Annotated in this window: 17 protein-coding genes; 10 read left to right on the forward strand and 7 right to left on the reverse strand. The window is 72.3% G+C overall.

Annotated features, from left to right (window positions below; translation table 11 throughout):
- Window positions 1-40 precede the first annotated feature (40 nt).
- Entirely contained in the window at window positions 41-3,337 is a 3,297-nt protein-coding gene (gene ileS / locus HMPREF3159_RS06240; protein WP_070500159.1) for an isoleucine--tRNA ligase, read from the reverse strand.
- 458 nt (window positions 3,338-3,795) lie between these two features.
- On the opposite strand from ileS, the gene HMPREF3159_RS06245 reads away from it, so the two are divergent.
- Both HMPREF3159_RS06245 and HMPREF3159_RS06250 read left to right on the forward strand, forming a co-directional pair.
- Window positions 3,796-4,059, forward strand: coding sequence for a hypothetical protein (locus tag HMPREF3159_RS06245; RefSeq protein WP_070500160.1), 264 nt, complete (start codon window positions 3,796-3,798; stop codon window positions 4,057-4,059).
- Window positions 4,060-4,149: 90 nt separating this feature from the next.
- Window positions 4,150-4,422, forward strand: a complete 273-nt coding sequence (locus HMPREF3159_RS06250; RefSeq protein ID WP_070500161.1) for a 2Fe-2S iron-sulfur cluster-binding protein — start codon at window positions 4,150-4,152, stop codon at window positions 4,420-4,422.
- A gap of 22 nt (window positions 4,423-4,444) precedes the next feature.
- Here HMPREF3159_RS06250 and HMPREF3159_RS06255 read toward each other — a convergent pair whose 3' ends face one another.
- The 4 genes from HMPREF3159_RS06255 to HMPREF3159_RS06270 form a co-directional block, all read right to left on the reverse strand.
- Complete coding sequence (locus tag HMPREF3159_RS06255) at window positions 4,445-4,720, reverse strand: hypothetical protein (RefSeq protein WP_083305831.1); 276 nt, start codon at window positions 4,718-4,720, stop codon at window positions 4,445-4,447.
- 189 nt (window positions 4,721-4,909) lie between these two features.
- A complete protein-coding gene (locus HMPREF3159_RS06260) occupies window positions 4,910-6,811 on the reverse strand; it encodes an ABC transporter ATP-binding protein (RefSeq protein ID WP_070500162.1) in 1,902 nt (633 codons plus the stop codon).
- Window positions 6,811-7,590, reverse strand: a complete 780-nt coding sequence (locus HMPREF3159_RS06265) for an SDR family oxidoreductase (RefSeq protein WP_070500163.1) — start codon at window positions 7,588-7,590, stop codon at window positions 6,811-6,813. Before HMPREF3159_RS06265 ends, HMPREF3159_RS06260 begins: the two co-directional genes overlap by 1 nt.
- Window positions 7,591-7,733: 143 nt before the next feature.
- Window positions 7,734-9,044: a dicarboxylate/amino acid:cation symporter gene (locus HMPREF3159_RS06270; RefSeq protein WP_070500164.1), complete on the reverse strand. Its 1,311-nt coding sequence runs from the start codon at window positions 9,042-9,044 to the stop codon at window positions 7,734-7,736.
- Between the two features lie 181 nt (window positions 9,045-9,225).
- Between HMPREF3159_RS06270 and HMPREF3159_RS06275 the strand changes: the two genes are divergently transcribed.
- From HMPREF3159_RS06275 to HMPREF3159_RS06310, 8 genes are all read left to right on the forward strand, one after another.
- Window positions 9,226-10,020 carry an ABC transporter permease gene (locus HMPREF3159_RS06275; protein ID WP_070500165.1) on the forward strand — a complete coding sequence of 265 codons (795 nt, stop codon included), beginning with the start codon at window positions 9,226-9,228 and terminating at the stop codon, window positions 10,018-10,020.
- A 73-nt stretch (window positions 10,021-10,093) separates the two neighbouring features.
- Window positions 10,094-10,879 (forward strand): ABC transporter permease, encoded by a 786-nt coding sequence (locus HMPREF3159_RS06280; RefSeq protein ID WP_070500166.1) that lies wholly within the window; start codon window positions 10,094-10,096, stop codon window positions 10,877-10,879.
- The gene (locus tag HMPREF3159_RS06285) at window positions 10,876-11,928 is read left to right on the forward strand and encodes an ABC transporter ATP-binding protein (protein ID WP_141748105.1); all 1,053 of its coding nucleotides are present in this window, start codon (window positions 10,876-10,878) and stop codon (window positions 11,926-11,928) included. Before HMPREF3159_RS06280 ends, HMPREF3159_RS06285 begins: the two co-directional genes overlap by 4 nt.
- A gap of 201 nt (window positions 11,929-12,129) precedes the next feature.
- Window positions 12,130-13,425 carry a hypothetical protein gene (locus HMPREF3159_RS06290; RefSeq protein ID WP_070500167.1) on the forward strand — a complete coding sequence of 432 codons (1,296 nt, stop codon included), beginning with the start codon at window positions 12,130-12,132 and terminating at the stop codon, window positions 13,423-13,425.
- A gap of 147 nt (window positions 13,426-13,572) precedes the next feature.
- The gene (locus tag HMPREF3159_RS06295) at window positions 13,573-14,631 is read left to right on the forward strand and encodes a lipoate-protein ligase LplAB (protein WP_070500176.1); all 1,059 of its coding nucleotides are present in this window, start codon (window positions 13,573-13,575) and stop codon (window positions 14,629-14,631) included.
- Between the two features lie 44 nt (window positions 14,632-14,675).
- Window positions 14,676-16,010 (forward strand): hypothetical protein, encoded by a 1,335-nt coding sequence (locus tag HMPREF3159_RS17440; RefSeq protein WP_070500168.1) that lies wholly within the window; start codon window positions 14,676-14,678, stop codon window positions 16,008-16,010.
- Between the two features lie 127 nt (window positions 16,011-16,137).
- Window positions 16,138-18,813 (forward strand): valine--tRNA ligase, encoded by a 2,676-nt coding sequence (gene valS / locus HMPREF3159_RS06305; RefSeq protein WP_070500169.1) that lies wholly within the window; start codon window positions 16,138-16,140, stop codon window positions 18,811-18,813.
- A 28-nt stretch (window positions 18,814-18,841) separates the two neighbouring features.
- Window positions 18,842-19,354 (forward strand): hypothetical protein, encoded by a 513-nt coding sequence (locus HMPREF3159_RS06310; protein WP_070500170.1) that lies wholly within the window; start codon window positions 18,842-18,844, stop codon window positions 19,352-19,354.
- 67 nt (window positions 19,355-19,421) lie between these two features.
- Here the strand turns inward: HMPREF3159_RS06310 and HMPREF3159_RS06315 are convergent, their stop codons facing one another.
- Window positions 19,422-20,732: a hypothetical protein gene (locus HMPREF3159_RS06315; protein WP_070500171.1), complete on the reverse strand. Its 1,311-nt coding sequence runs from the start codon at window positions 20,730-20,732 to the stop codon at window positions 19,422-19,424.
- Window positions 20,733-21,223: 491 nt separating this feature from the next.
- Window positions 21,224-21,937: SelB domain-containing protein (locus HMPREF3159_RS06320; RefSeq protein ID WP_210388844.1), on the reverse strand; the 714-nt coding region annotated here is incomplete at its 5' end.

A 21,937-nucleotide genomic window follows, 5' to 3' on the forward strand; every position in this document is an offset into this window, starting at 1 on the left:
GGCCGACGGGGCGGCGCTCCTCGCGCCGCCCCGACCCGCCTCAGGCCCGCTGCACCGAGACGGTGACGGTGCCGCCGGTGACCTTCTCGCGCGCCTCGTGCGCGCCCTCGGCGGGCCGCGCGGGGACCTCGAGCTCGAGCGCGAGGACCTCGCCGGCGACCAGCTCGCGGTGGGCGGCGACCGCGGCGACGACGGGCTCGTCGCCGTCCACGGTCAGACGGATCCGGTCGGAGATGTCCAGCCCCGCCTCGCGGCGCGCGGACTGGATCGCGCGGACCACGTCACGGGCGGTGCCCTCCGCCTCGAGCTCGGAGGTGACCCGGATGTCGAGGGCGAGGAAGTCGCCGCCGCGCAGCACGCCGACGGTCCGGCCCTCGAGGGCGGCGCTCTCACCGGCGACGAGGTCGAGGGAGTACTCGCCCTCCTCGAGCGCGATCCCGCCGGAGGTGACGGTGCCGTCCTCGGCCACGGACCAGTCCCCGGTCTTGGAGCCCTTGATCGCACCCTGCATCTGCTTGCCCAGCCGCGGCCCGGCGGCGCGGGCGTTGACGGTGAGCTTCTGCTCCACGCCCATGCCCTGCGCCTCCTCGCTGGTGACGTCCAGCAGGCGCACGTGCTTCACGTTCAGCTCGTCGGCGATGATCGCCGTGAACGGCTCGAGCGAGGCGGGGTCGTGGTGGACGACGGTCAGCTCGGCGAGCGGCAGGCGGGCGCGCAGGCCCTCCTTCTTGCGCAGCGCGTTGCCGGCGCTGGCGATCGCGCGCACGTCGTCCATCTGCGCGACGAGCCGCTCGTCACGCGGGAAGAGGGAGTCGTCGGGCCAGTCGGTCAGGTGCACGGAGCGGCCGCCGGTGAGCTCCTTCCAGATCTCCTCGGTGACCATCGGCAGCAGCGGCGCGGCGACCTGCAGCAGGGTCTCCAGGCACGTGGCCAGCACGTCGATGGCCTGCGCATCGCCCTCCCAGAAGCGGTCGCGGGAGCGGCGCACGTACCAGTTGGTGAGCATGTCCAGGTGGTCCTGGATCTGCTCGGCGGCGTCGGCGATCGCGAGCTCGCGGAAGGAGGCCCGCACCCCCCGCACCAGCTCGCCGGTGCGGGAGAGGAGGTAGCGGTCCATCACGTCGGTGGACTCGTGCCGGGCGGCGCCGCGGTGCCCCGTCGGCCGGCCGGAGGCGTCCTTCTCCCCCGCCGCGTTGGCGTACAGCGCCAGGAAGTACCAGACGTTCCACAGCGGCAGCACGACCTGGCGCGTGGCGTCGCGGATCTTCGGCTCGTCCACGACCAGGTTGCCGCCGCGCAGGATCGGCGAGGACATGAGGAACCAGCGCATCGCGTCGGCGCCGTACTTGTCGAACATCTCGCGCACGTCGGGGTAGTTGCGCAGCGACTTGGACATCTTCTGCCCGTCCTCGCCGAGGACGATGCCGTGGCAGATGACGGAGGTGAAGGCGGGACGGTCGAACAGGGCGGTCGAGAGCACGTGCATGACGTAGAACCAGCCGCGGGTCTGCCCGATGTACTCCACGATGAAGTCCGCGGGGTTGTGCGCCTCGAACCAGTCGCCGTTCTCGAAGGGGTAGTGCACCTGCGCGAAGGGCATGGAGCCGGAGTCGAACCAGACGTCGAACACGTCGGTGACGCGGCGCATGGTCGACTTCCCCGAGGGGTCGTCGGGGTTCGGGCGGGTGAGCTCGTCGATGTAGGGGCGGTGGAGGTTGACCTCGCCGTGCTCGTCGCGCGGGAGGGTGCCGAAGGCCTCCTCGATCTCGGCGAGGGAGCCGTAGACCTCGACGCGCGGGTGGTCGGGGTCGTCGCTCTTCCACACCGGGATCGGGGTGCCCCAGTAGCGGTTGCGGGAGACGGCCCAGTCGCGGGCGCCCTCGAGCCACTTGCCGAACTGGCCGTGCTTGACGTTGCCGGGCACCCAGTCGATCTGCTCGTTGAGCTCGAGCATCCGCTCGCGCTGGTCGGCGACCTTCACGTACCAGGAGGAGACGGCCTTGTAGATCAGCGGGTTCCGGCAGCGCCAGCAGTGCGGGTAGGAGTGCACGTAGCTGGTCTCGCGCAGCAGGCGGCCCTCGCGCTGGAGGTTGCGGATGATCGGGCGGTTCGCCTCGAACACCTGCAGACCGGCGATCTCGTCGAGCTCGGTGCCGCGGAAGTAGTCGTGGAACTGCGCGCCCTCGTCGACGGAGACGATGACGGGGATGCCGTAGGCGGCGTTGACCTGCTGGTCGACCTCGCCGTAGGCGGTGGCCTGATGGACCACGCCGGTGCCGTCGTCGGTGGAGACGTAGTCGGCGACGGTGACGATCCAGGCGTTCTCGGTGCCCCACTTGGCGCGGTCCTCGGAGTAGACCGTCCACAGCGGCTGGTAGGTCATGCGCTCGAGCTCGTTGCCCGCGAAGCGGCGCTCCTCGATCGCGGCGACGGCGTCCTCGGCGCTCTCGTAGCCGAGCTCCTTGGCGTGCGCGCCGACGAGCGCGGCGGCCAGCAGGTAGCGGCCCTCGCCCGCGGCGGCGCCGTCGGCGGTGCCGAGCGGGCCGGCCGGCAGCACCGCGTACTCGAGCTCGGGGCCGACGGCGAGGGAGAAGTTGGTGGGCAGGGTCCAGGGCGTGGTCGTCCAGGCGAGCGCCTTCACGCCCGCCAGTCCCAGCTGCTCGGCCTTCTCGCCGGTGAAGGGGAAGGTGACGGTGACGGTCTGGTCCTGGCGCTCCTGGTAGACGTCGTCGTCCATCCGCAGCTCGTGGGCGGACAGCGGCGTCTGGTCCTTCCAGCAGTACGGGAGGACGTAGTAGCCCTCGTAGGCGCGGCCCTTGTCGTGCAGGGTCTTGAACGCCCACAGCACCGACTCCATGAAGGTGACGTCGAGGGTCTTGTAGTCGTTCTCGAAGTCGACCCAGCGGGCCTGGCGGGTGACGTACTCCTCCCACTCCTTCGTGTACTTCAGCACGGAGGCGCGGGCAGCGTTGTTGAAGGCCTGCAGGCCCATGTCCTCGATCTCGGACTTCTCGGTCATCCCGAGTTCCCGCATCGCCTCCAGCTCGGCGGGCAGGCCGTGGGTGTCCCAGCCGAAGCGGCGGTCGACCTTCAGCCCGTCCATGGTGCGGAAGCGCGGCACGACGTCCTTGACGAAGCCGGTGAGCAGGTGCCCGTAATGGGGCAGGCCGTTGGCGAAGGGCGGGCCGTCGTAGAAGACGAACTCGTCGGCGCCCTCGCGCTGGGCGATGGAGGCGCGGAAGGTGTCGTCGGTGCGCCAGAACTCCTGGATCGCGTTCTCGAGCGCGGGCAGGTGCGGCGAGGGGACGAGCGGGTCTCCGGAGACCGGGTAGACCATGGGACAACCTCCGAGGCGGAACAGGGGCGGCGGGCGGACTGCTGCCCGAGGACGCTCCCGGCGCGGGCCGGCGGCGCGGTACCACCTCGGTTGACGCCGCGCGCGCCGGCGCTGCCGACGCGGGGGCCTCCCCTCGTTCCTCAGCTGTGACGGGCTGGTCCCGGCGGGTTCTACTGGGCGCGGCGCCTGTCCTCGCGGACCGTGCTCGTGCTGTTCTTCCCGCGGCTCTCCGGTGATGGCCGGGTCGATGCCGATGCCGTGCAGTGTACGCGGGCTCGCCCGCGCGGTCACGACCGCCCCGATGGAAGAGACGCGAGGAACAGCCGCGCCGCGGCTCGCGGGCTCCGTCGCTCCCGGGTCCCAGCGCATGCGGTCGGGATCCTCAGCCGCCTGCCAGGTGGGCGGAGTCTCATGATCACGGCGGCTCCACCGGGGACGCCGTGGACGAAGGAGACGACATGGACGACGACATCCCTCACCGACGATCGCGCCTGGGCGCATCGACCCTCTCGGCGGCGGCGCTGCTGGTGCTGACCTTCGGCCCGTCCGCGCTCGCGCTGAGCCCCTCGACCGCCGCCTCCGCGGCCGCCGTGCCGCCGCGCGTGGTGGTCTCCGCCCCGGTCGCGGCCGCGGCCGCGCTCCAGACGACGCGCTCGCAGGACGAGGAGGACGCCGACGGCACCGACGCCGCCGCCGCGTCCGCCGCCTCCGAGGAGGCGTGAGTCACCTCCTTCGACGGTGACAGTCGTGGAACACTGGTCCCTCCATGGAACCGCGCGCCGCTCGGCGCGGTCGACGCAGAAGGAGCGAGGATGTCGCTGTTCGGAGAGCCCTTCACCGCCAAGTGCCTGAAGTCGGGGATCACGGTCGAGGTCGGGGAGGGCCAGTCCCTCCTCCAGGCGCTGCTCGACGCCGGCATCCCGATGGACTACTCCTGCGAGGGCGGGGTGTGCGGAACCTGCGTGGTGCCGCTGGTCTCCGGACAGGTCGAGCACATGGACGAGTTCCTCATGGACGACGAGCAGGACAGCCAGATGATCACCTGCGTCTCGCGCGGCGAGGGCGAGATCGAGATCGACGTCTGAGACGACGCGACCGCCCGCTGCCTCACAGGCGCGGGCCGGCCACCCACCAGGCGAGGCCGACGACGCCCATGAGCGCCGCGGCGCCGAGCACCGCCAGCGGCATCGGCAGCACGGGCCCGACCACGAGCAGCACGAGCACGCCGAGGGCGGCGAGCGCCAGCATCGTCACGAACAGCGCGGGCCGTCCCGAGACGGGCTTGCCGCCCGTGCCCGTCGCCGAGCCCCGGCCCGTCGCAGTATTCCGACCCGTCGCAGCGCCGTGCCGCGCCATCGCGTCCTCCGGGAGCATCGTGGTCATGCGATGGCCCTCTTCCCCTGGTCGTGCCGTGCCCTGGTGCGGGTGCGGCGCCCGCTGCGCCGCCTGACGGGACGATCCTCCCCCGCCCCGCACCGCGGGCACATCCCGCGCAGGGAGGACTTCCGCCTCCGCCTTTGGTCGTAGGCGCGCCCGCGACGGTCATGGCGTCTCCTCTCGGGGCGTCCGCGCTCAGCGGGCGCCGGGGTCGGGACCGGCGGGTCCCGCGCTCGGCTCGTCGTCGCGTCGGGCGTCCTGCTGATGCTCCCGGGCGTCCTGCCGGGCGAGGTCCGCGAACACGCCGCCGCGCGCGAGCAGCTCCTCGTAGGTGCCGCGCTCGACGATCCTCCCCCGCTCCATCACGACGATCTGGTCGGCGTGGCGGACGGTGGAGAGGCGGTGGGCGATCGAGACGGTGGTGCGTCCGCGCGCGACCGCGTCGAGCGCGCCGGACATCGCCCGCTCCGTGGCGACGTCGAGGGCCGACGTCGCCTCGTCCAGCAGCAGCACCGGCGGGTCGCGGAGGATCGTGCGGGCGAGCGCGAGGCGCTGCTTCTCCCCGCCGGAGAAGCGGTAGCCCCGCTCCCCCACGACCGTCGCGTAGCCGTCCGGGAGGGCGGCGATGTGGTCGTGGATCTGGGCGATGCGGCAGGCGGCGACGAGCTCCGCGTCGGAGGCGTCCGGGCGGGCGAAGCGCAGGTTCTCGGCGATGGTGGCGTGCAGGAGGTAGGTCTCCTGGGTGACCACGCCGATGCTCGCGGCGAGAGAGGACAGCGTGATCTCCCGCAGGTCGTGGCCGTCCAGGGTGATCCGGCCGTCGGTCGGCTCGTAGAGCCTCGCCATGAGATAGCCGGTGGTGGTCTTTCCCGATCCGGTCGCGCCGACGAGGGCCGTGTGCTTCCCGGCCGGGACCACGAGGTCCAGGTGCGCGAGCGCGGGCTCCTCGGCGCCGGGATAGGCGAAGGTGACGTCCTCGAAGCGGATCTCGCCGCGCACCCGCGCGGGGTCCAGGGCGATCGCGTCGTCGGCGTCGGCGATGAGGATCGGGGCGTCGAGGTACTCGAAGACCCGCGTGAACAGGGCGAGGGAGCTGTTGACCTGGGTCGCGACCCGCAGCAGGCCGTTGATCTGCGGGAACAGGGAGGACTGCAGGGCGATGAAGGCGACGAGGGTGCCGATGGTGATGCCGCCGCCCTCGGGATCGGCGAACAGCAGGTGCCCGCCCAGGAAGTAGGTCAGCGCCGGGAACAGCGCCATGATCGTGGTGAACACGGCCATCTGCCAGCGCCCGGCCATCTGGGAGCGGACCTCGAGGTCGGCGAGCTCGCGGGAGTCGTCGGCGAAGGCGCTGCTGAGCGTCTCGGTGCGTCCCATCGTCGCCCCGAGCAGGATCCCGGAGACGGACAGCGACTCCTGGATCCCGGCGGAGAGGTCCGCGGCCTTCTCCTGTCGGATGCGGACGATGGTGCGGCGGCGCCGGCCCACGCGCCGGTTCATCCACACCGCGAAGGGCAGGGCGATCAGCGAGAACAGCGTGAGCCGCCAGTCCATCGCGATCATGGCGACCAGCGCCATCGCGACCCCGGCGCCGGAGGAGACGATCTGGGTCATCACGGAGGTGACCACGGACTGCATCGAGCCGATGTCGGAGAAGATCCGCGACTGGATCTCGCCGGTGCGGGTGCGGGTGAAGAAGCCCAGCCCCATCCGCTGCAGGTGGGAGTAGACCGCCACGCGCAGGTCGTGCATCACCGACTGGCCCACGCGGGCCGAGAGCATCGACTGGGTGACGCCGAGGGCGCTCGCGACGACGGTGACGGCGATGAGCCCGCCGACGGACCAGGCGAGCACGTCGGCGCGCTGCTCGGGCAGGGCCACGTCGACGATCTCGCGGATCAGGAACGGGGAGACCACCCCGGCGGCCGCGGCGAGGACGATCAGCGAGAGCACGGCGGCGAGGGTGCCGCGGTAGGGGCGGAACAGGCCCAGCACCCGGCGCACATCGGGCTTCTGCCCGGGGGCGAGCTTCAGGTCGCTGCCGCCTCGGCCCCCGCCGCCGCCCACGCCGCCGCCGGGCATCCCGCCGTGGGCCATCAGAGTCCCTGGTGGCGGGCCACCCGGTGCGCCGCGGCCTGGGCGAGGGGGCGCACAGTGACCAGGTCGAGGTTCACGTGGTGCGGGGCGTTCAGGGCGTAGGAGACGACGTCGGCGCAGTCCTCCGCGGTCAGGGGCTGCTCGACCCCGTCGTAGACGGCGTCGGCCGCGTCCTGGTCGCCGAGGCGGACGAGGGAGAACTCCTCGGTGCGGACCATGCCGGGGGCGACCTCGATGACGCGCACCTTCTCGCCGTTCAGCTCGAGCCGCAGGGCGGCGGCGAGCATGTGCTCGCCGGCCTTGGCGGCGTTGTAGCCGGAGCCGCCGGGGTAGGCCTCGTGCCCGGCCACGGAGGTGACGAAGAGGAGGTCGCCGCGGCCGCTCACCCGCACGGCGGGCAGCAGCGCGCGGGTGACGCGGACGGCGCCGAGCACGTTGATGTCGTACATCCGCTGCCACTTCTCGAGGTCGGCCTCGGCGGCGGTCTCGACGCCGAGGGCGCCGCCGGCGACATGGACGACGGCGTTCAGGCTCCCGTCGAAGAGCTCTTCGACGCGGGCGACGAGCGCGGCGACGGACTCGTCGGAGGTGACGTCCACGGCGAGGACCTCGCAGCCGGTCTCGGCGGCGAGCTCGGCCAGGCGCTCCTCGCGCCGTGCGACGGCCAGGACCCGCCAGCCGTCGGCGACCAGGCGGGCGGCGGTGGCACGGCCGATGCCGGAGGAGGCACCGGTGACGACAGCGGTCAGAGGGGCGTCGGCAGGGCTGTGAGCAGTCATGGTGCCGAGCCTACGTCGGCGCGGGCGGCGCGAGCACGGCCGTCCCATCGGCGTCCGGGACGGCCGACCGGAGGGCGGACGCGCCCGGACGACAGGAGCGGCCGACGGCGATGCCGTCGGCCACTCCTGCGGGATGCGGGGCCTCAGACCCCGTGGACCTGCTCGTGCCGGCCCGCGGCGAGGTCGCCCTCGACCCGACCCTTCGAGAGCCGGGTCATGACCGCGGCGATCGCGCCGTCGCCGGTGACGTTGGTGGCGGTGCCGAAGGAGTCGATCGCGATGTAGGCGGCGATCATCAGGCCCACGGCCGCCTCGTCGAATCCGAGGATCGAGGAGAGCACGCCGGCGGCGGCCATGATCGCGCCGCCGGGCACGCCTGGCGCGGCGATCATCACGATGCCGAGCATGAACACGAAGCCCAGCAGCGCCGGGACGTTCAGCTCCATGCCGGTGACGATCATGATCGCGACGGCGAAGGTGGTGATCTTCAGGGTGGAGCCGGCGAGGTGGATCGTCGCGCACAGCGGGATCACGAAGTCGGCGATCGCATCGGGGATGCCGTTGCGCTTGGTGCACTCCACGGTGACGGGGATGGTCGCGGCCGAGGAGCTGGTGCCCAGCGCCGTCATGTAGGCCGGGAGCATCCGGCCCAGCATCCGCAGCGGGTTCCTCCCCATCGCGAGGCCTGCGACGCCGTACTGGGCCAGCAGCACCACCACGGTCATCGCGAAGACCAGCAGGATCACGGCGAGGAAGGTGCCGATGACGGCCCAGATCTGGCCGTTCATGGTCAGACCCAGGAACATGCCGAAGATGTACAGCGGCAGCAGCGGCACGATGATCGCCTCGATGATCCGCACGATGATCGTGCGCAGCTGCTCGAAGGACTCCTGCAGGGCGCCCTTCTTCACGAGGGTCAGTCCGATGCCGAGGCAGAAGGAGAGCACCAGCGCCGTCATCACGTCGAACACCGGCGGGATCTCGATATCGAAGTAGGCCGCGATCGCCGAGTCCTCGGGGTTCTCAAGGGTGCCGATGCTCGCGCCGTCCAGCATCCGCGGCAGCAGCACCAGGGAGATCCCGAGCGCGAACAGCCCGCACAGCACGGTGGAGAGATAGGCGATGCCGGTGGTGGCGGCGAGCATCTTCCCCGCGCCGCGGCCGAGCTCCGCGATCGCCGGGGTCACCAGGCCCACGATGATCAGCGGGATGAGGAAGCCGAGGAAGCCGGAGAAGATCCCGTTGAAGGTGGTGAAGACGCGGGCGATCGACTCGGGCATCACCAGGCCCAGCAGGATCGCGAGCACGATCGCGACGAGGATGCGGGGCAGGAGGCCGAAGCGGGGACGACGAGGAGCCGCGGAGGGGGTGCCCGCGGCGGAGTCAGCGGCGCCGCGCGCCGCCGCGGGATCCTCCGCGGCGGAGTCGACGGCGCTGTCGAGATTCGAGTTCATGAGGGTCCGGTTCGCTCAGGGGGACGGGGACCGGGACAGCGTAGACGGCCGATGCCCGCGGGCGCTCCACTGCAGGGAGGACGGTCCGAGCGCCGGGGGCGCCGACGGGGCCGAGGTGCAGGCCCGCGCAGCACCCACCTCTGTCTTGTGGCACGTCCCACAGCGCACTAAGGTTGATCGAGTGCCTGCTCACGGACGGATCGCCGCTGCCGCCTTCCGCCAGTACTCCACCTACCGGATGGCGACCGCCGCGGGCATCTTCACCAACACGATCTTCGGGTTCATCCGCGCCTCGATCATGTTCGCCGCGATCGGCACGGCGGGCGGCGAGCTCGGCGGGTACACGATGCTGCAGGCGGCGACCTATGTATGGCTGGGCCAGGCGCTGCTCGCCCCGATCGAGGCCTTCGGCACCCGGGAGGTGTCCCAGCGGGTCCACCAGGGCGACATCGCGGTGGACCTGCTGCGCCCCGTGGACCTGCTCAGCCTCCACTACGCGCAGAAGCTCGGCCGCGCGGCGTTCCTGCTGCTGGCCCGCGGCATCCCTCCGCTGGTGGTGGGCGCCCTGGTGACCGGGCTCGCCCTGCCCGAGCATCCGCTGTCCTACCTGCTCGGCGCCCTCTCGCTGCTGCTCGCGATCACGGTCGCCTTCCTCGCCGACATGATGGTGAACCTCGCCGCCTTCTGGCTGGTGGAGACCCGCGGGCTGACCGTCGTCTACAACGCGACGATGAACCTGCTCTCGGGCTTCCTCATCCCGATCGTGTGGTTCCCGGACTGGCTGCTGGCGATCGCGCGGGCGACCCCGTTCCCCTCGATGATCCAGACCCCGATCGACACCCTCGCGGGCCGCGTCCCGCCCGCCGAGGCGCTCGGGCTGATCGGCGTGCAGATCGGCTGGACGGCAGTGCTGGCGCTCGCGGCCTGGGCGATGCTGCGCGCCGGCACGCGGAGCCTGGAGGTGCAGGGTGGCTGAGCAGGAGAGGCCGGGCGCCGCGAGTGAAGGGAGCCGAACGGGGGCGCAGGACCGCCCCGTCTCGACCGCGCGCATGGTCGCGACCCTCTACGGCTCGCGCCTGCGCTCGCAGGCGACGTTCCGCACCAGCTTCCTCGCCGACGTGCTCGGCCAGGTGCTGATCGTGGGCACCGAGTTCCTCGAGCTGTGGGTGATCCTCTCCCAGGTCGGCGTCCTCGGAGGGATGACGCTCTCGCAGGTCGCGGTGGTCTACGGGCTCGGCGCCCTCGCCTTCGGGATCGGCGACATGTTCTTCGGGGAGATCGACGGGCTCTCGGCGCAGATCCGCTCCGGGCGCCTGGAGACGCTGCTGATGCGCCCGGTGCCGCTGCTGCTGCAGATCTCGAGCCTGGACCTCTCGCTGCGGCGCATCGGGAGGATCGCGGTGGGGCTCGGGATGTACGTGACCGCGCTGGCCATCGCGGGCTTCTCCCCGACCCCGGCGCTGCTGCTGCTCGCGGTGCTGGCCCCGTTCGCCGGCGCGCTGATCTTCGGAGCGCTGTTCACGATGGCCGGGGCGCTGCAGTTCTGGCTGGTGGACGGGCGCGAGTTCGCCAATGCCTTCACCTACGGCGGCAACTACGTCGCCACCACCCCCGGCGCCGTTTTCGCCCTGCCGATGCGGGCCTTCTTCACCGTCGTGATCCCGGCGACCCTGATCGCCTACGCCCCCGCCCTCGCGCTGCTGGGTCTGCCCGGCCCCGCACTGGTCCCGTCCTGGGCGGGATGGATCGGTCTGCCCGTGGCGGTCCTTGCCTGGACCATCGCCCTGGTGCTCTGGCGTTCGGGGGTCCGTCGCTACACAGGAGCAGGTGGATGACCTCTCACCCCGTCCCGTCCCTCCCGACCCCGTCGGACCCGTCGGGCGCCCGCAGCCCCGACGTCGAGTCCTCCCCCGCGCTCGAGCTCGCGCAGCTGCGTCGTGACTACGTCGTGCGCGCCGCCGCCCCGGGCTCCCGCCGGCGCCGGCGGCAGCAGGTGCGCGCGGTCGACGAGATCTCGCTGCGCATCGAGCGCGGAGAGGCCGTCGGCTTCGTCGGCGCGAACGGCGCCGGGAAGTCCACCACCATCAAGATGATCACCGGCATCCTGCAGCCCACGGCGGGCTCCGTGCGGGTGCTGGGGCGCGACCCGGTGCCGGAGCGTCGGCGTCTCGCCCGCGAGATCGGGGTGGTGTTCGGGCAGCGCTCGCAGCTGTGGTGGGACCTGCCGCTGCGGGACAGCTACCGGATCCTCGGCGCGATGCACCGCCTGACCGTTCGGGCCCTCGGCGCGCGCCTGGATCGGCTCGTGGAGGGGCTGGACCTCGCCGGGTTCCTCGACCGTCCGGTGCGTCAGCTGTCGCTCGGGCAGCGGATGCGCGGGGAGGTCGCCGCGGCGCTGCTGCACTCCCCGCAGCTGGTGGTGCTGGACGAGCCGACGATCGGGCTGGACATGGTCTCCAAGGAGGGGCTGCGACGCTTCCTGCGCGAGGACCGGGCCGAGCGCGGCACCACCCTGTTCCTCACCACCCACGACATGGGCGACGTCGAGCGGCTGTGCGACCGGATCGTGGTGGTCGCCTCCGGGCAGGTCGCCTACGACGGCGCGCTCGCCGGCTTCCGGGAGCGGCTCGGCTCGCCGCGCGAGCTCGTGCTCGACCTCGCCGCGCCGCGTCTCGAAGCGCTCGCGCTGCCCGAGGGGGCGCGGACCCTCGCGATCGAGGCGGAGGGGATCCGTCACCGGATCGCGTTCTCCGGGGCGGAGCTGACCGTGCCGGCGCTGCTGACCCGGATCGGCGCCCAGGCCGAGGTGCAGGACCTCTCCCTCACCGAGCCGGCCGTCGAGGACCTCGTGCGGCGCATCAACGCCGGGGACCGTCCGGGCTGACGACGGCGGGCTCGCCGGCCCCCTCCTCCCCGGACCGGCCCGGCCGACGCCGCACCGGGCGCGCCCCTGCGTTCATGCGGGGACACACCGTGCTCCGCGACCTGCCCTGATGCACACTGGTCCACGGGGGATACTGAGAGATCCCGTCTCCCGCCCGGCAGTCCCCGCCGCGGCAGGGCACGGCGCGAGAGAAGGAGGACCATGGCCCGCTCCTACGCCACCGTCGGACAGATGCTCACCTACGCCGTCGAGCGCACGGTCAACGCCCCGGAGAGCGCCGAGCGCACCGAGCGGCCCGTGCGCGCCGACGTGATCCTCCGCCACATGCTCGAGTTCGTGCTGATGGCCCCGCGCAGCCGCCGTGCGTTCCTGCGCACGGTGCTCCGGACCGAGCGCGCCACCGGCAGCATCGTCGCCGCACCGCGCCTGCACCGCCATTCCCCCGACCTGGTCGCCGAGATCCTCCCGACCTCCCCCGAGTCCGACGACGGCGCCCGCCTCGGCATCGTGGTGAGCACGGACGGGCTGCTGCGCACCACCCAGCTCGAGAAGCACCTGGCCGCGCTCGGCACCTCGGAGCACCATCTGCTGCTGGCGGTCTCGCGCCGCAGCGACCTCGTCGGCGGCGAGGAGCAGCTGCCCGAGCGGGTGCAGGCCACGAGCTGGCGCTCGCTCGCCCGGCGGATGTCGAAGGCCGATCCCGGCCATCAGGCGCTGTGGGAGACGATCGGGGAGATCGGCGAGAACTCGGGCCGGCCCATCGTGCAGTACCCGGTGGAGGCGAAGCGGCTGCTGACCAAGAAGTCGGTCGCCCGGGAGTTCCGCGGCCACCTCGACGTCATGCACCGCGCCTCCCGCGACCTGCTGGGCACCAGCCCGCACTTCTCGACCCGGCGCGGCCAGACCGATGCGCACCTCCAGGCGGGGGTGCGCCTGCACCGCACCGGCCTCGAGTTCGGCGAGGTCGAGCAGGGCACGCCCGTGCACCTCCAGCGCACCGGTCACGAGCCGGTGCCGCTGGGCATCGGCCTGCCCCGCACCGACGAGGAGAGGGCCGAGGCGACGGAGCGCCTGGAGACCCTCGCCCGCCGCACGGCCTGGCGCACCGACGAGGGCGCGATGCCCGCGCCGCAGGAGCTGATCGGCGCCCCCGCCTCCCCAGAGGTGGAGGGGGCGCGCCTGCTGCTGTGGGCGGTGCTGAACCCGATGCTGCTGCGGGACCGCGGCTTCGACGCCGCCCCTGCACGGCGACAGCCGGCGCTGACCGCGACCACGATGGGGCTGCGCCTGCTCCATCGCGGCGACGCGACCGGGACCACCTACCGGATCTGGGTGGGCGGCGAGCGGGACTGGACCCATCTGATCCCGAAGGTGACGCGTGAGGCGACGGCGGATCGGCCGGAGGAGACCTATGCGGTGGCGCCTCGCAAGAGCCAGTCCACCGCGGACTTCGTGTGGGAGGTCCACCGGGCGCTGCGCTCGCTGACGATCCCGTGATCTCGCGGCCTGTGCTCGTCGGCCCCGTGCCCCGTCGGCACGCCGGTTCCGCGTGGCCGGCCGGCCCGGCATGACCCGTCGGCCCCGCCGCGCCGTGCCGGGATGCGCGAGGATGGGGTCATGGATGCTTCGAGCGAGACCCCGGTGATGCACGGCGAGTACAAGGTCCGCGGCGGCAAGCTCGTCGCCGTCGACGTCACCGCCCAGGACGGCCGGATCGCCTCCGCGCATGTGTTCGGCGACTTCTTCCTCGAGCCCGATGAGGCGCTCGAGGACCTGAACACAGCGCTCGAGGGCATGGCGACCGACGCGACCGCCGCCGAGCTCGGCGCCGCGATCACCGACCGTCTCGCCGCCCTCCCCGAGCCGGTGCAGATGATCGGCTTCGATGCCGAGGCGGTCGCGATCGCCGTGCGGCGAGCCCTCGGGCACGCCTCGAGCTGGGACGATCTCACCTTCGATGTGATCGGCCCTGTGGTGATGCCCCCGGTGATGCACGTGGCGCTCGACGAGGTGCTGCCGAAGGAGGTCATCGCCGGGCGGCGCCGCCCCCACTTCCGGATCTGGGACTGGGACTCCTCGCTGGTGGTGATCGGCTCCTACCAGTCGCTGCGCAACGAGATCGACGCCGAGGGCGCCGCGAAGCACGACATCGGGGTGGTGCGCCGCATCACCGGCGGCGGCGCGATGTTCATGGAGCAGGGCAACTGCATCACCTACTCCCTCGTGGTGCCGACGTCTCTTGTGGAGGGGCTGAGCTTCGAGCAGGCCTACGCGTATCTCGACGACTGGGTGATGGGCGCCCTCGCGGAGATCGGGGTGAAGGCCCACTACGTGCCGCTGAACGACATCGCCTCCGAGCAGGGCAAGATCGGCGGCGCCGCCCAGCGCCGCTTCGCCGGCGGCGTCCTGCTGCACCACGTGACCATGAGCTACGACATCGACGCGGACAAGATGGGCGAGGTGCTGAGGATCGGCCGCGAGAAGCTCTCCGACAAGGGCACCCGCAGCGCGAACAAGCGCGTGGACCCGCTGCGCTCGCAGACCGGCCTCGCCCGCGAGCAGATCATCGACGGGTTCCTCGAGTACTTCCGCGCCCGCTACGACACCGTCGACTCGATGTACACCGAGGACGAGCTGGCGAAGGCGCGGGAGCTGGTGGAGACGAAGTTCGGCACCGAGGAGTGGACCGCGCGGGTGCCGTGAGGCGAGGTACGCGCGAGCGACCCCGCGCGGCTCTACGATGAGCCGTGCTCAGCTTCCTCCTCGCCCCGCGCTCGACGGTGCTCGATCTGCTCGCAGGCGATGACGACGCCTCCGTCGGCCCCGAATCCGCGACGGGCTGGACCGTGGCCTGGGTCGAGGATCCGGATCTCATCGAGGAGATCAGGACCGCGATCCTGGTGGACGAAGCGGGCGAGATGGAGATCGCTCTCGGCGTCCGGCGTGACGGGGTGACCCGCTCCTGGTCGTGGGCCGTGGACGAGGGCGAGGACGAGGAGCGCGTCGACGACGCCGACGGCGTCGTCGAGGTCGGTGACGGCGAGCATCCGGCCGACGAGGACGGTGCGGACGGGGCAGCGCGTGAGCTCTCCGCGGCGCTCGGGGCCTCGGACGAGACCCGGTCTGCGCTGCGAGACCTGCTCGCCCGGCGCAGCGAGCCGAACAGCTTCGTCGAACAGCTCGCCGCGATCACCGGCCTCCCTACCCCCTCACGGCCGCAGCCGTTGCAAGCACTCGTTCTCTCCCGGACCACGCCCGCCGCGACGCGCCTGACCGGTCAGATCGCCGCGACCGGGCTCGGAGACATCGCGCTGGCCGACCTCGGTGATGGCTGGTCGGGACTGCTCATGCTCGAGAATCCCGAGCTCGGCCCCCAGCTGGCGGATGCTGTCGGGCGCATGATCGCTGCGCAGGGGCTGCGTTCGCGGAAGAAGCGGGCGCTGCTGCTGTGGCGAGGCGAGAACGGCGCAGCCGGGTTCGAGCTGCACCGCGGAGAGAACCTGTACGCCTCGCACGACTGGGGCACCGGATGGACCGACGTCGTCAGCGCCGAGCTGTCGGTGCGCGACGCCTTCGCCGAGGAGCTGCTCGTGCTCGCCCCCGAGTCGTCGGAGCATCTCCCGCGCCTGCGCTCGCTGATGCGTGCAGACGCCCGGGATCGCGACCCCCTCGCAGAGCTCGTCGACCTCCTCGATCTGCCGTCCGACACGATCGCCGTGCTGGATCCGGGGGTGGACGGTACAGCGGCGGCGCCTTGGGACGACCCGCCGGTGCCGCTCGAGCTGCTCGAGCCGGCCGGGCTCGGACGCTTCATTCGCGGCCTTGTGACCGGCCGCGGCCTGCCGCCGCTCGCGCCCCGCTGGGTTCTGCGCGCATACGGGATGCTCTGCGCGATGGCGGGGCTGGTGACCTTGTTGCTTGGCGTGATGCAGGTGCTGGTCATCGCGACCGACGGCGCGTTCATGGACGAGCCCTCGGCCACCGCGGAGGACTGGATCTTCCTCGCCCTCGCGGTCGCGGCCACCGTCCTCAACGCGGTGATCGCCGCCGGGTCCTTCCTCCACGCCCGCGCAGCGGAGTGACGGGGGCCGCCGAGGGCTGCTGCCGGACGAGCAGGTTCCGACCGGTCGCGGTCCCGGTCACGCGCGAGAGCGCTCACAGTGCTGACGCCTGCGTTGCACGGGGGCGCAGACCTGGAACAATGACCCCATGACCGACACCGCATCGCGCCCTGACGCCCAGACCTCGATCCCCGATCGCCCCTCCCTCGAGGGCCTCGAGGAGAAGTGGGACGGCGTATGGAGCGAGCAGCAGCTCTACGCCTTCGATGAGGACACCACCCGTGACCAGGTGTTCAGCGTCGACACCCCGCCGCCCACGGCCTCGGGCTCGCTGCACATCGGCCACGTCTTCGGCTACTCGCAGGCCGACATGATCGTGCGCTACCAGCGCATGCGCGGCAAGAACTGCTTCTACCCGCTGGGCTGGGACGACAACGGCCTGCCCACCGAGCGTCGCGCCCAGAACTACTACGGGGTGCGCTGCGATCCCTCGCTCCCCTACGACCCGGACTTCACGCCCCCGATGGAGGGCGGCTCGAACAAGTCCTCCAAGGCCGCGAACCAGGTCCCGATCTCCCGCCGCAACTTCATCGAGCTGTGCGAGAAGCTGACCACGATGGACGAGAAGTCCTTCGAGGAGGTCTTCCGCACCCTGGGTCTGTCGGTGGACTGGAACCACAGCTACCAGACGATCGACGCCCATTCCCGCGCCACCTCGCAGCGCGCCTTCCTCGAGAACCTCGAGGCCGGGCAGGCGTACCAGTCCGAGGCCCCCACCATGTGGGACGTCACCTACCGCACCGCCGTCGCGCAGGCCGAGCAGGAGGACCGCGACCGCGAGGGCGCCTACCACCGCATCGGCTTCACCCGCCCCGATGGCGAGAAGGTCTTCATCGAGACCACCCGCCCCGAGCTGCTCCCTGCCTGCGTGGCCCTGGTCGCCCACCCCGACGACGAGCGCTACCAGGACCTGTTCGGCACCACCGTCACCTCTCCTCTGTTCGGCGTGGAGGTGCCCGTGAAGGCGCACCCGCTGGCCCAGGCGGACAAGGGCGCCGGCATCGCGATGATCTGCACCTTCGGCGACTCCACCGACGTGATCTGGTGGCGCGAGCTGGAGCTGCCCACCCGCTCCGTCGTCGGCCGCGACGGCCGCTTCCTGCCCGAGGCGCCGTGGATCACCACCGCCGAGGGCCAGGCCGCCTACGCCGAGCTCGCGGGCCTGACCGTGTTCAGCGCGCAGAAGCGCGTGGTCGAGATGGTCACCGAATCCGGCGACCTCGTCGGCGAGCCGAAGAAGATCTCCCACCCGGTGAAGTTCTACGAGAACGGCGACAAGCCGCTCGAGTTCGTCACCAGCCGCCAGTGGTACCTCACCAACGGCGGCCGTGACTCCTCCGAGGGCGGGCTGCGCGACGAGCTCATCGCCCGCGGCAAGGAGCTGACCTGGCACCCCGCCTACATGGAGTCCCGCTACCGCAACTGGGTCGAGGGCCTGGCCGGCGACTGGCTGATCTCCCGCCAGCGCTTCTACGGGGTGCCCTTCCCGGTCTGGTACGGCGTGGGCGAGGACGGCGAGACCGACTACGACACGGTGCTCACCCCGTCCGTCGACGAGCTCCCGATCGATCCGACGATCGACGTGCCGGCCGGCTTCACCGAGGAGCAGCGCGACCAGCCCGGCGGCTTCGTCGCCGACCCCGACATCCTCGACACCTGGGCGACCTCGTCCCTGTCCCCGCAGCTCGCGGGCGGCTGGAACTCGGACGACGGGGAGGACGGGCTGTTCTCCAAGATCTTCCCCATGGACCTGCGCCCGCAGGGCCACGACATCATCCGCACCTGGCTGTTCTCCACCGTCGTGCGCTCCCACCTGCAGCAGGACGCACTGCCGTGGAAGCACGCCTCGATCAACGGCTGGATCCTGGACCCCGACCGCAAGAAGATGTCGAAGTCCAAGGGCAACGTGGTCACCCCGATCGGCCTGCTGCAGCAGCACGGCTCCGACGGCGTGCGCTACTGGGCGGGCCGTGCGCGACAGGGCGTGGACACCGCCTTCGACGAGGGCCAGATGAAGATCGGCCGACGCCTCGCGATCAAGATCCTCAACGCCTCGAAGTTCGCGCTCGGATTCGGCGAGGCTCCCGCGGACCCGGCGGGTCGTCTCGCCGCGGATCCGGCGGCGGTCACCGATCCGCTGGACCGGGCGCTGCTCGCGCAGCTCGCGGACGTGGTCGACCAGGCCACCACCGCGAACGAGGACATGGACTACGCCCGTGCCCTCGAAGCCGTCGAGCCGTTCTTCTGGGCGTTCTGCGACGACTACATCGAGCTGGTCAAGGAGCGCGCCCACGGCAACTCCCCGGCCGGCGAGGCCGGTGCCGCCTCCGCGCGGACGGCGCTCGCGATCGTGCTCGAGGTGCTGCTGCGCCTGTTCGCGCCGGTGATCGTGTTCGCGACCGAGGAGGTCTGGTCGTGGTGGCGCGGCGGCTCCGTGCACACCCAGCCCTGGCCGGAGTCCGCGCCGCTGCGCGAGGCCGCCCAGGGCCAGGACTCCGCGCTCGTGGACTCCGTCGCCCAGGCCGCGATCGTGGTGCGGCGCATCAAGTCCGACGCGAAGGTCTCCCAGAAGACCCCGATCCTCGCCGTGACCGTCGAGGCTCCCGAGGCGGCGCTCGCGCACCTCGAGGCCGCCGCGGCGGACCTCACGGCGCTCGGCCGGATCGAGAAGCTCGAGCTGGTCGCCGGGGCGGGCGAGGAGATCACCACCCGCGACGTCGAGCTCGGCGAGCCGCCGGTCAAGCAGCCGCGCAGCAAGGCCTGAACGACCGGACGCGGGAGGAGCGCGGGCCATGCAGATCCGCACGTACCGTTCCGGGGTCAACCGGATGTTCCTGTGGATGGGCGTGGCCCTCGTCGTGGTCGCGGTCCTGGTCTTCGGCGCGGTGCCGGTGCTCGGCTGGTCCCTCACGCGCAGCCCGGGCCTGCTCGGGATGCTGCTCGGCCTGCCGGTGTTCGGCCTCGCCGGGGCGGTGATGGCGCTGGTCGGGGCGCGGCGCCGCGTGCTCGTCGGTCCGGACCGGGTGACCTGGTACGGGGTGCTCGGGGCCCCGAGCGTCGTCCTGTTCTCGGAGATCGCCCACGTCGAGGTGCCCTCGGGACGCCGGGGCCCCCGCGCCGTCGCGCTGCATCGCCGCGACGGGAGGGTGCAGGTGATCGGCGCGCTGGCCATGTCCTCGGGAGAGGGCGGCAACAGCGCGGACGGCGCCTACCGGGAGGCGGCGAGCGACCTCGTCGCCTCGCATGCCCGGTGGTGGGCGCAGGCCCGGGGCCCTCAGCAGGGCTGGACGCCGGGACGACGCTGACCCGCCGCGGCTGACCGCCGGCGCCCGGTGCTGGGTGCGACGGCGATCCGGCCGACGGCGACGCTGCTCAGAACGGCCACTTGTCGGAGACGTAGTCAGTGGCCCCCTGGAACGCTCCGGAGGCGTCGCCGATCGCGTCGTCGATGTCGTAGTCGCCGGGGGTGAAGGTGTTCACGATCTGGTTGGGATGGACCGCCACGGTGGTGGAGCCGCCGAGTCCGAGATCCTTCGCGATCGATCCGGCGACGCTGACGGAGATCTCATCGGTGGAGATCGTCTGCCCAGCTCCCGCCCCGACTCCGTAGCCGACCTTCTCGCTGATCGAGGTCGAGCCCGAGAACCAACCGCCGGGCGCGGTCGCCTCGAAGGTCTGGGTCGCCTGCGCCCCGGCGAAGGCCCGGGCGTCGAAGCCCTGGCTGAAGCCGTTGACCTGACCGTCCTCGTTTCGCGTGACGTGCGAGTACGCGTTCGCGCTGGCGTTCGCCCCGGCGTAGAGCTCCTGCCTGATGGTCCCCGAATTGCCGAGCGGGCCGTCGACGGTGGCGTACTGCGTGGAATAGGCGCCGGCCCCGGCGCGGGCTCCGGCGGCGACGCCGTCCGGTCCGACGGTGCCGCCCGCCTCCGCGTAGCCCTCCGCGCCCACCCGGGCGCCGGCCTGGATCCCGGTCCCGAGAGGTCCTTCGAGGCGGTCGTCGATGCCGATCTCCGCGCTCCCCCGCCCGCCGAGGGTCCCGGTCACGTTGCCGTACGGATCGGTGGTGACGTTGGTGCCGAGGCTGTAGTCGTATCCCGCGTACCCGTCGAGGAATCCGTAGCTCTCGTCGATCTCGCGCCCGTCCCACAGTGAGTCGCCGCCGGTGATCTGCTCGCCGATCGGTCGGTCGTCCCCGTACTTCGCGCCGCGCGAGGTGAAGCCGGTATCGCCGAAGAACTCCTGCGGCCCGTCGCCGTCGCCGCCGGTGAACCAGTCCTCGAGGTCCTTGCGGAGGTGGTCGATGACGCCCGGGGTGAGGGGCAGCCCGGGGATCGGCGCGGGCAGCGGCATCAGCGGGCCTGGGAAGGGCATCGGGAACAGGTCGCGCAGGATGTCCAGCGGGCTGCCCCCGTCCCCGGCGGAGGCCTCGTCCTGCTCGTCGGCGTGGCGGCGGATCTCCTCGCCGCGGCCCTGGAGGTCCTTCGCCTTCGCGCGCAGGCCGGGCGCGATCACACCGTGCCAGAGGGCGCGGAACGCCATCGCGTCCGGTCCCATCCACGGCACGGAGTCGATGAGCCTCGTCGCGGCGTCGGTGATCTCGTCGACCGTCCGCGATCCCTGCTCGAAGGCGGTCCCCTGCTGCCGCATCTGCTCCGTGTCGCCGCCCTGGAAGCCTGCCATCATCTCTCCCCCGAAGTCCTCGTCGCGCGACCGGACCGTGTCCGGTCCCGCCCCTGCCCCACTGCTCCTGTCGACCGAGCCGGGCACGGCGACGCTGATCAGCCTAGGCAGGCCGCGCAGCACCGACCATGGGGAGTCCTCCCCATCGGCGGGCGTCGGGACCCGCCGTGCTGCCACGGCGGCGAGCACGAGAAGTGACCACGCTGAGCTCGCCGCCCCCGCCCGCGAGCCGACGGGTGGTCGCGATCGCGCAGCTGCGCGACGGACGCCAGGTCGAGGGGCGGGCCCTCTAGGAGTCGCCGACCTCCCCGGCCGTGCTGCTCAGTCCCTCGGGCCACAGCCGCGCCCAGAACGCCCTGCTCGGCGCGCACCGCGCCTGGCTCGCCGGCCACCGCTGAGGCCCTCGGCACGTCGGCGCCCGCCCCGAGCAGTAGGCGCCCGCCCCGGGACGATGCGGGGGACAGCGGTGTGTCAGGACGCTCCGCGGCCCGTGCTCAGCGCACGATCTCCCGGTGCCCGGCGTCCACGCGGCGGGTCCAGCCGCGGCGGTCGAGATGCTCGAGCAGCGGGATCGCGACGCGGCGAGTCGTCCCCAGCGCCTGGCGGGCCTCGCTGGTGGTGAAGGGCTGCTCGAGCCGGGCCAGCTCCCGCATCGCGAGCGCGGGCGCGGCGGGGAGCAGCACGACTTCGTAGGGCAGTCGCAGCAGCCGTCCCTGCGCTGCGGCGGCGGCGAGCTCGCGGGCACCGAGGCGGAGGGCGGCGAGGTCCTCGGCCTCCGGGGCGCGGAAGGGTGTCTCGGCGAGCCGTCGTTCGAGCTGCGCGACCCCGTCCTCGGCGGCGCCGAGGCCTGTGGCGGCGGCAGGGTCCTTCACCCGGCCGGCCTCGAGCGTGAGGCCGGCGGCCGCCACGATCGCGTCGAGCAGCTCCGGGGCGGGCAGCGCCAACGCGTCGGCGGCGGCCTTGCGAGGCAGGCCGGCGGAGAGCGGATCGGCCTGCACGGCCTCGGCGACGAGGGCGGTCAGCTTCTCCCGCCAGTCGGCGAGCGCCCGAGCGTCGACGAGCTGCTCGCCGCGGCGCTCCACGCCGTCGGGCAGCTCCTCGGGGACGGCGAGGCCGTAGCGGCGCAGCGCCTGCTCGCTCACGGCGCCGCGGCGTGCGACCTCCCCGGCGAGGTCCCCGCCCGCGGGCATCGCCTCGAGCACGGTCTG

This window comes from Brachybacterium sp. HMSC06H03 (assembly GCF_001807385.1).
Taxonomy (GTDB): Bacteria; Actinomycetota; Actinomycetes; order Actinomycetales; family Dermabacteraceae; genus Brachybacterium; species Brachybacterium conglomeratum.

Bases quoted from the DNA above. Each gene is read 5' to 3' on its own strand.
- HMPREF3159_RS06245 (WP_070500160.1), top strand. From the start codon at position 3,796: ATGGACGACGACATCCCTCACCGACGATCGCGCCTGGGCGCATCGACC.
- HMPREF3159_RS06310 (WP_070500170.1), top strand. From the start codon at position 18,842: ATGCAGATCCGCACGTACCGTTCCGGGGTCAACCGGATGTTCCTGTGG.
- HMPREF3159_RS06280 (WP_070500166.1), top strand. From the start codon at position 10,094: ATGGTCGCGACCCTCTACGGCTCGCGCCTGCGCTCGCAGGCGACGTTC.
- HMPREF3159_RS06295 (WP_070500176.1), top strand. From the start codon at position 13,573: ATGCACGGCGAGTACAAGGTCCGCGGCGGCAAGCTCGTCGCCGTCGAC.
- HMPREF3159_RS06270 (WP_070500164.1), bottom strand. From the start codon at position 9,044: ATGAACTCGAATCTCGACAGCGCCGTCGACTCCGCCGCGGAGGATCCC.
- HMPREF3159_RS06290 (WP_070500167.1), top strand. From the start codon at position 12,130: ATGGCCCGCTCCTACGCCACCGTCGGACAGATGCTCACCTACGCCGTC.
- HMPREF3159_RS06260 (WP_070500162.1), bottom strand. From the start codon at position 6,811: ATGGCCCACGGCGGGATGCCCGGCGGCGGCGTGGGCGGCGGCGGGGGC.
- ileS (WP_070500159.1), bottom strand. From the start codon at position 3,337: ATGGTCTACCCGGTCTCCGGAGACCCGCTCGTCCCCTCGCCGCACCTG.
- valS (WP_070500169.1), top strand. From the start codon at position 16,138: ATGACCGACACCGCATCGCGCCCTGACGCCCAGACCTCGATCCCCGAT.
- HMPREF3159_RS06315 (WP_070500171.1), bottom strand. From the start codon at position 20,732: ATGATGGCAGGCTTCCAGGGCGGCGACACGGAGCAGATGCGGCAGCAG.
- HMPREF3159_RS06285 (WP_141748105.1), top strand. From the start codon at position 10,876: ATGACCTCTCACCCCGTCCCGTCCCTCCCGACCCCGTCGGACCCGTCG.
- HMPREF3159_RS06255 (WP_083305831.1), bottom strand. From the start codon at position 4,720: ATGACCACGATGCTCCCGGAGGACGCGATGGCGCGGCACGGCGCTGCG.
- HMPREF3159_RS06265 (WP_070500163.1), bottom strand. From the start codon at position 7,590: ATGACTGCTCACAGCCCTGCCGACGCCCCTCTGACCGCTGTCGTCACC.
- HMPREF3159_RS06250 (WP_070500161.1), top strand. From the start codon at position 4,150: ATGTCGCTGTTCGGAGAGCCCTTCACCGCCAAGTGCCTGAAGTCGGGG.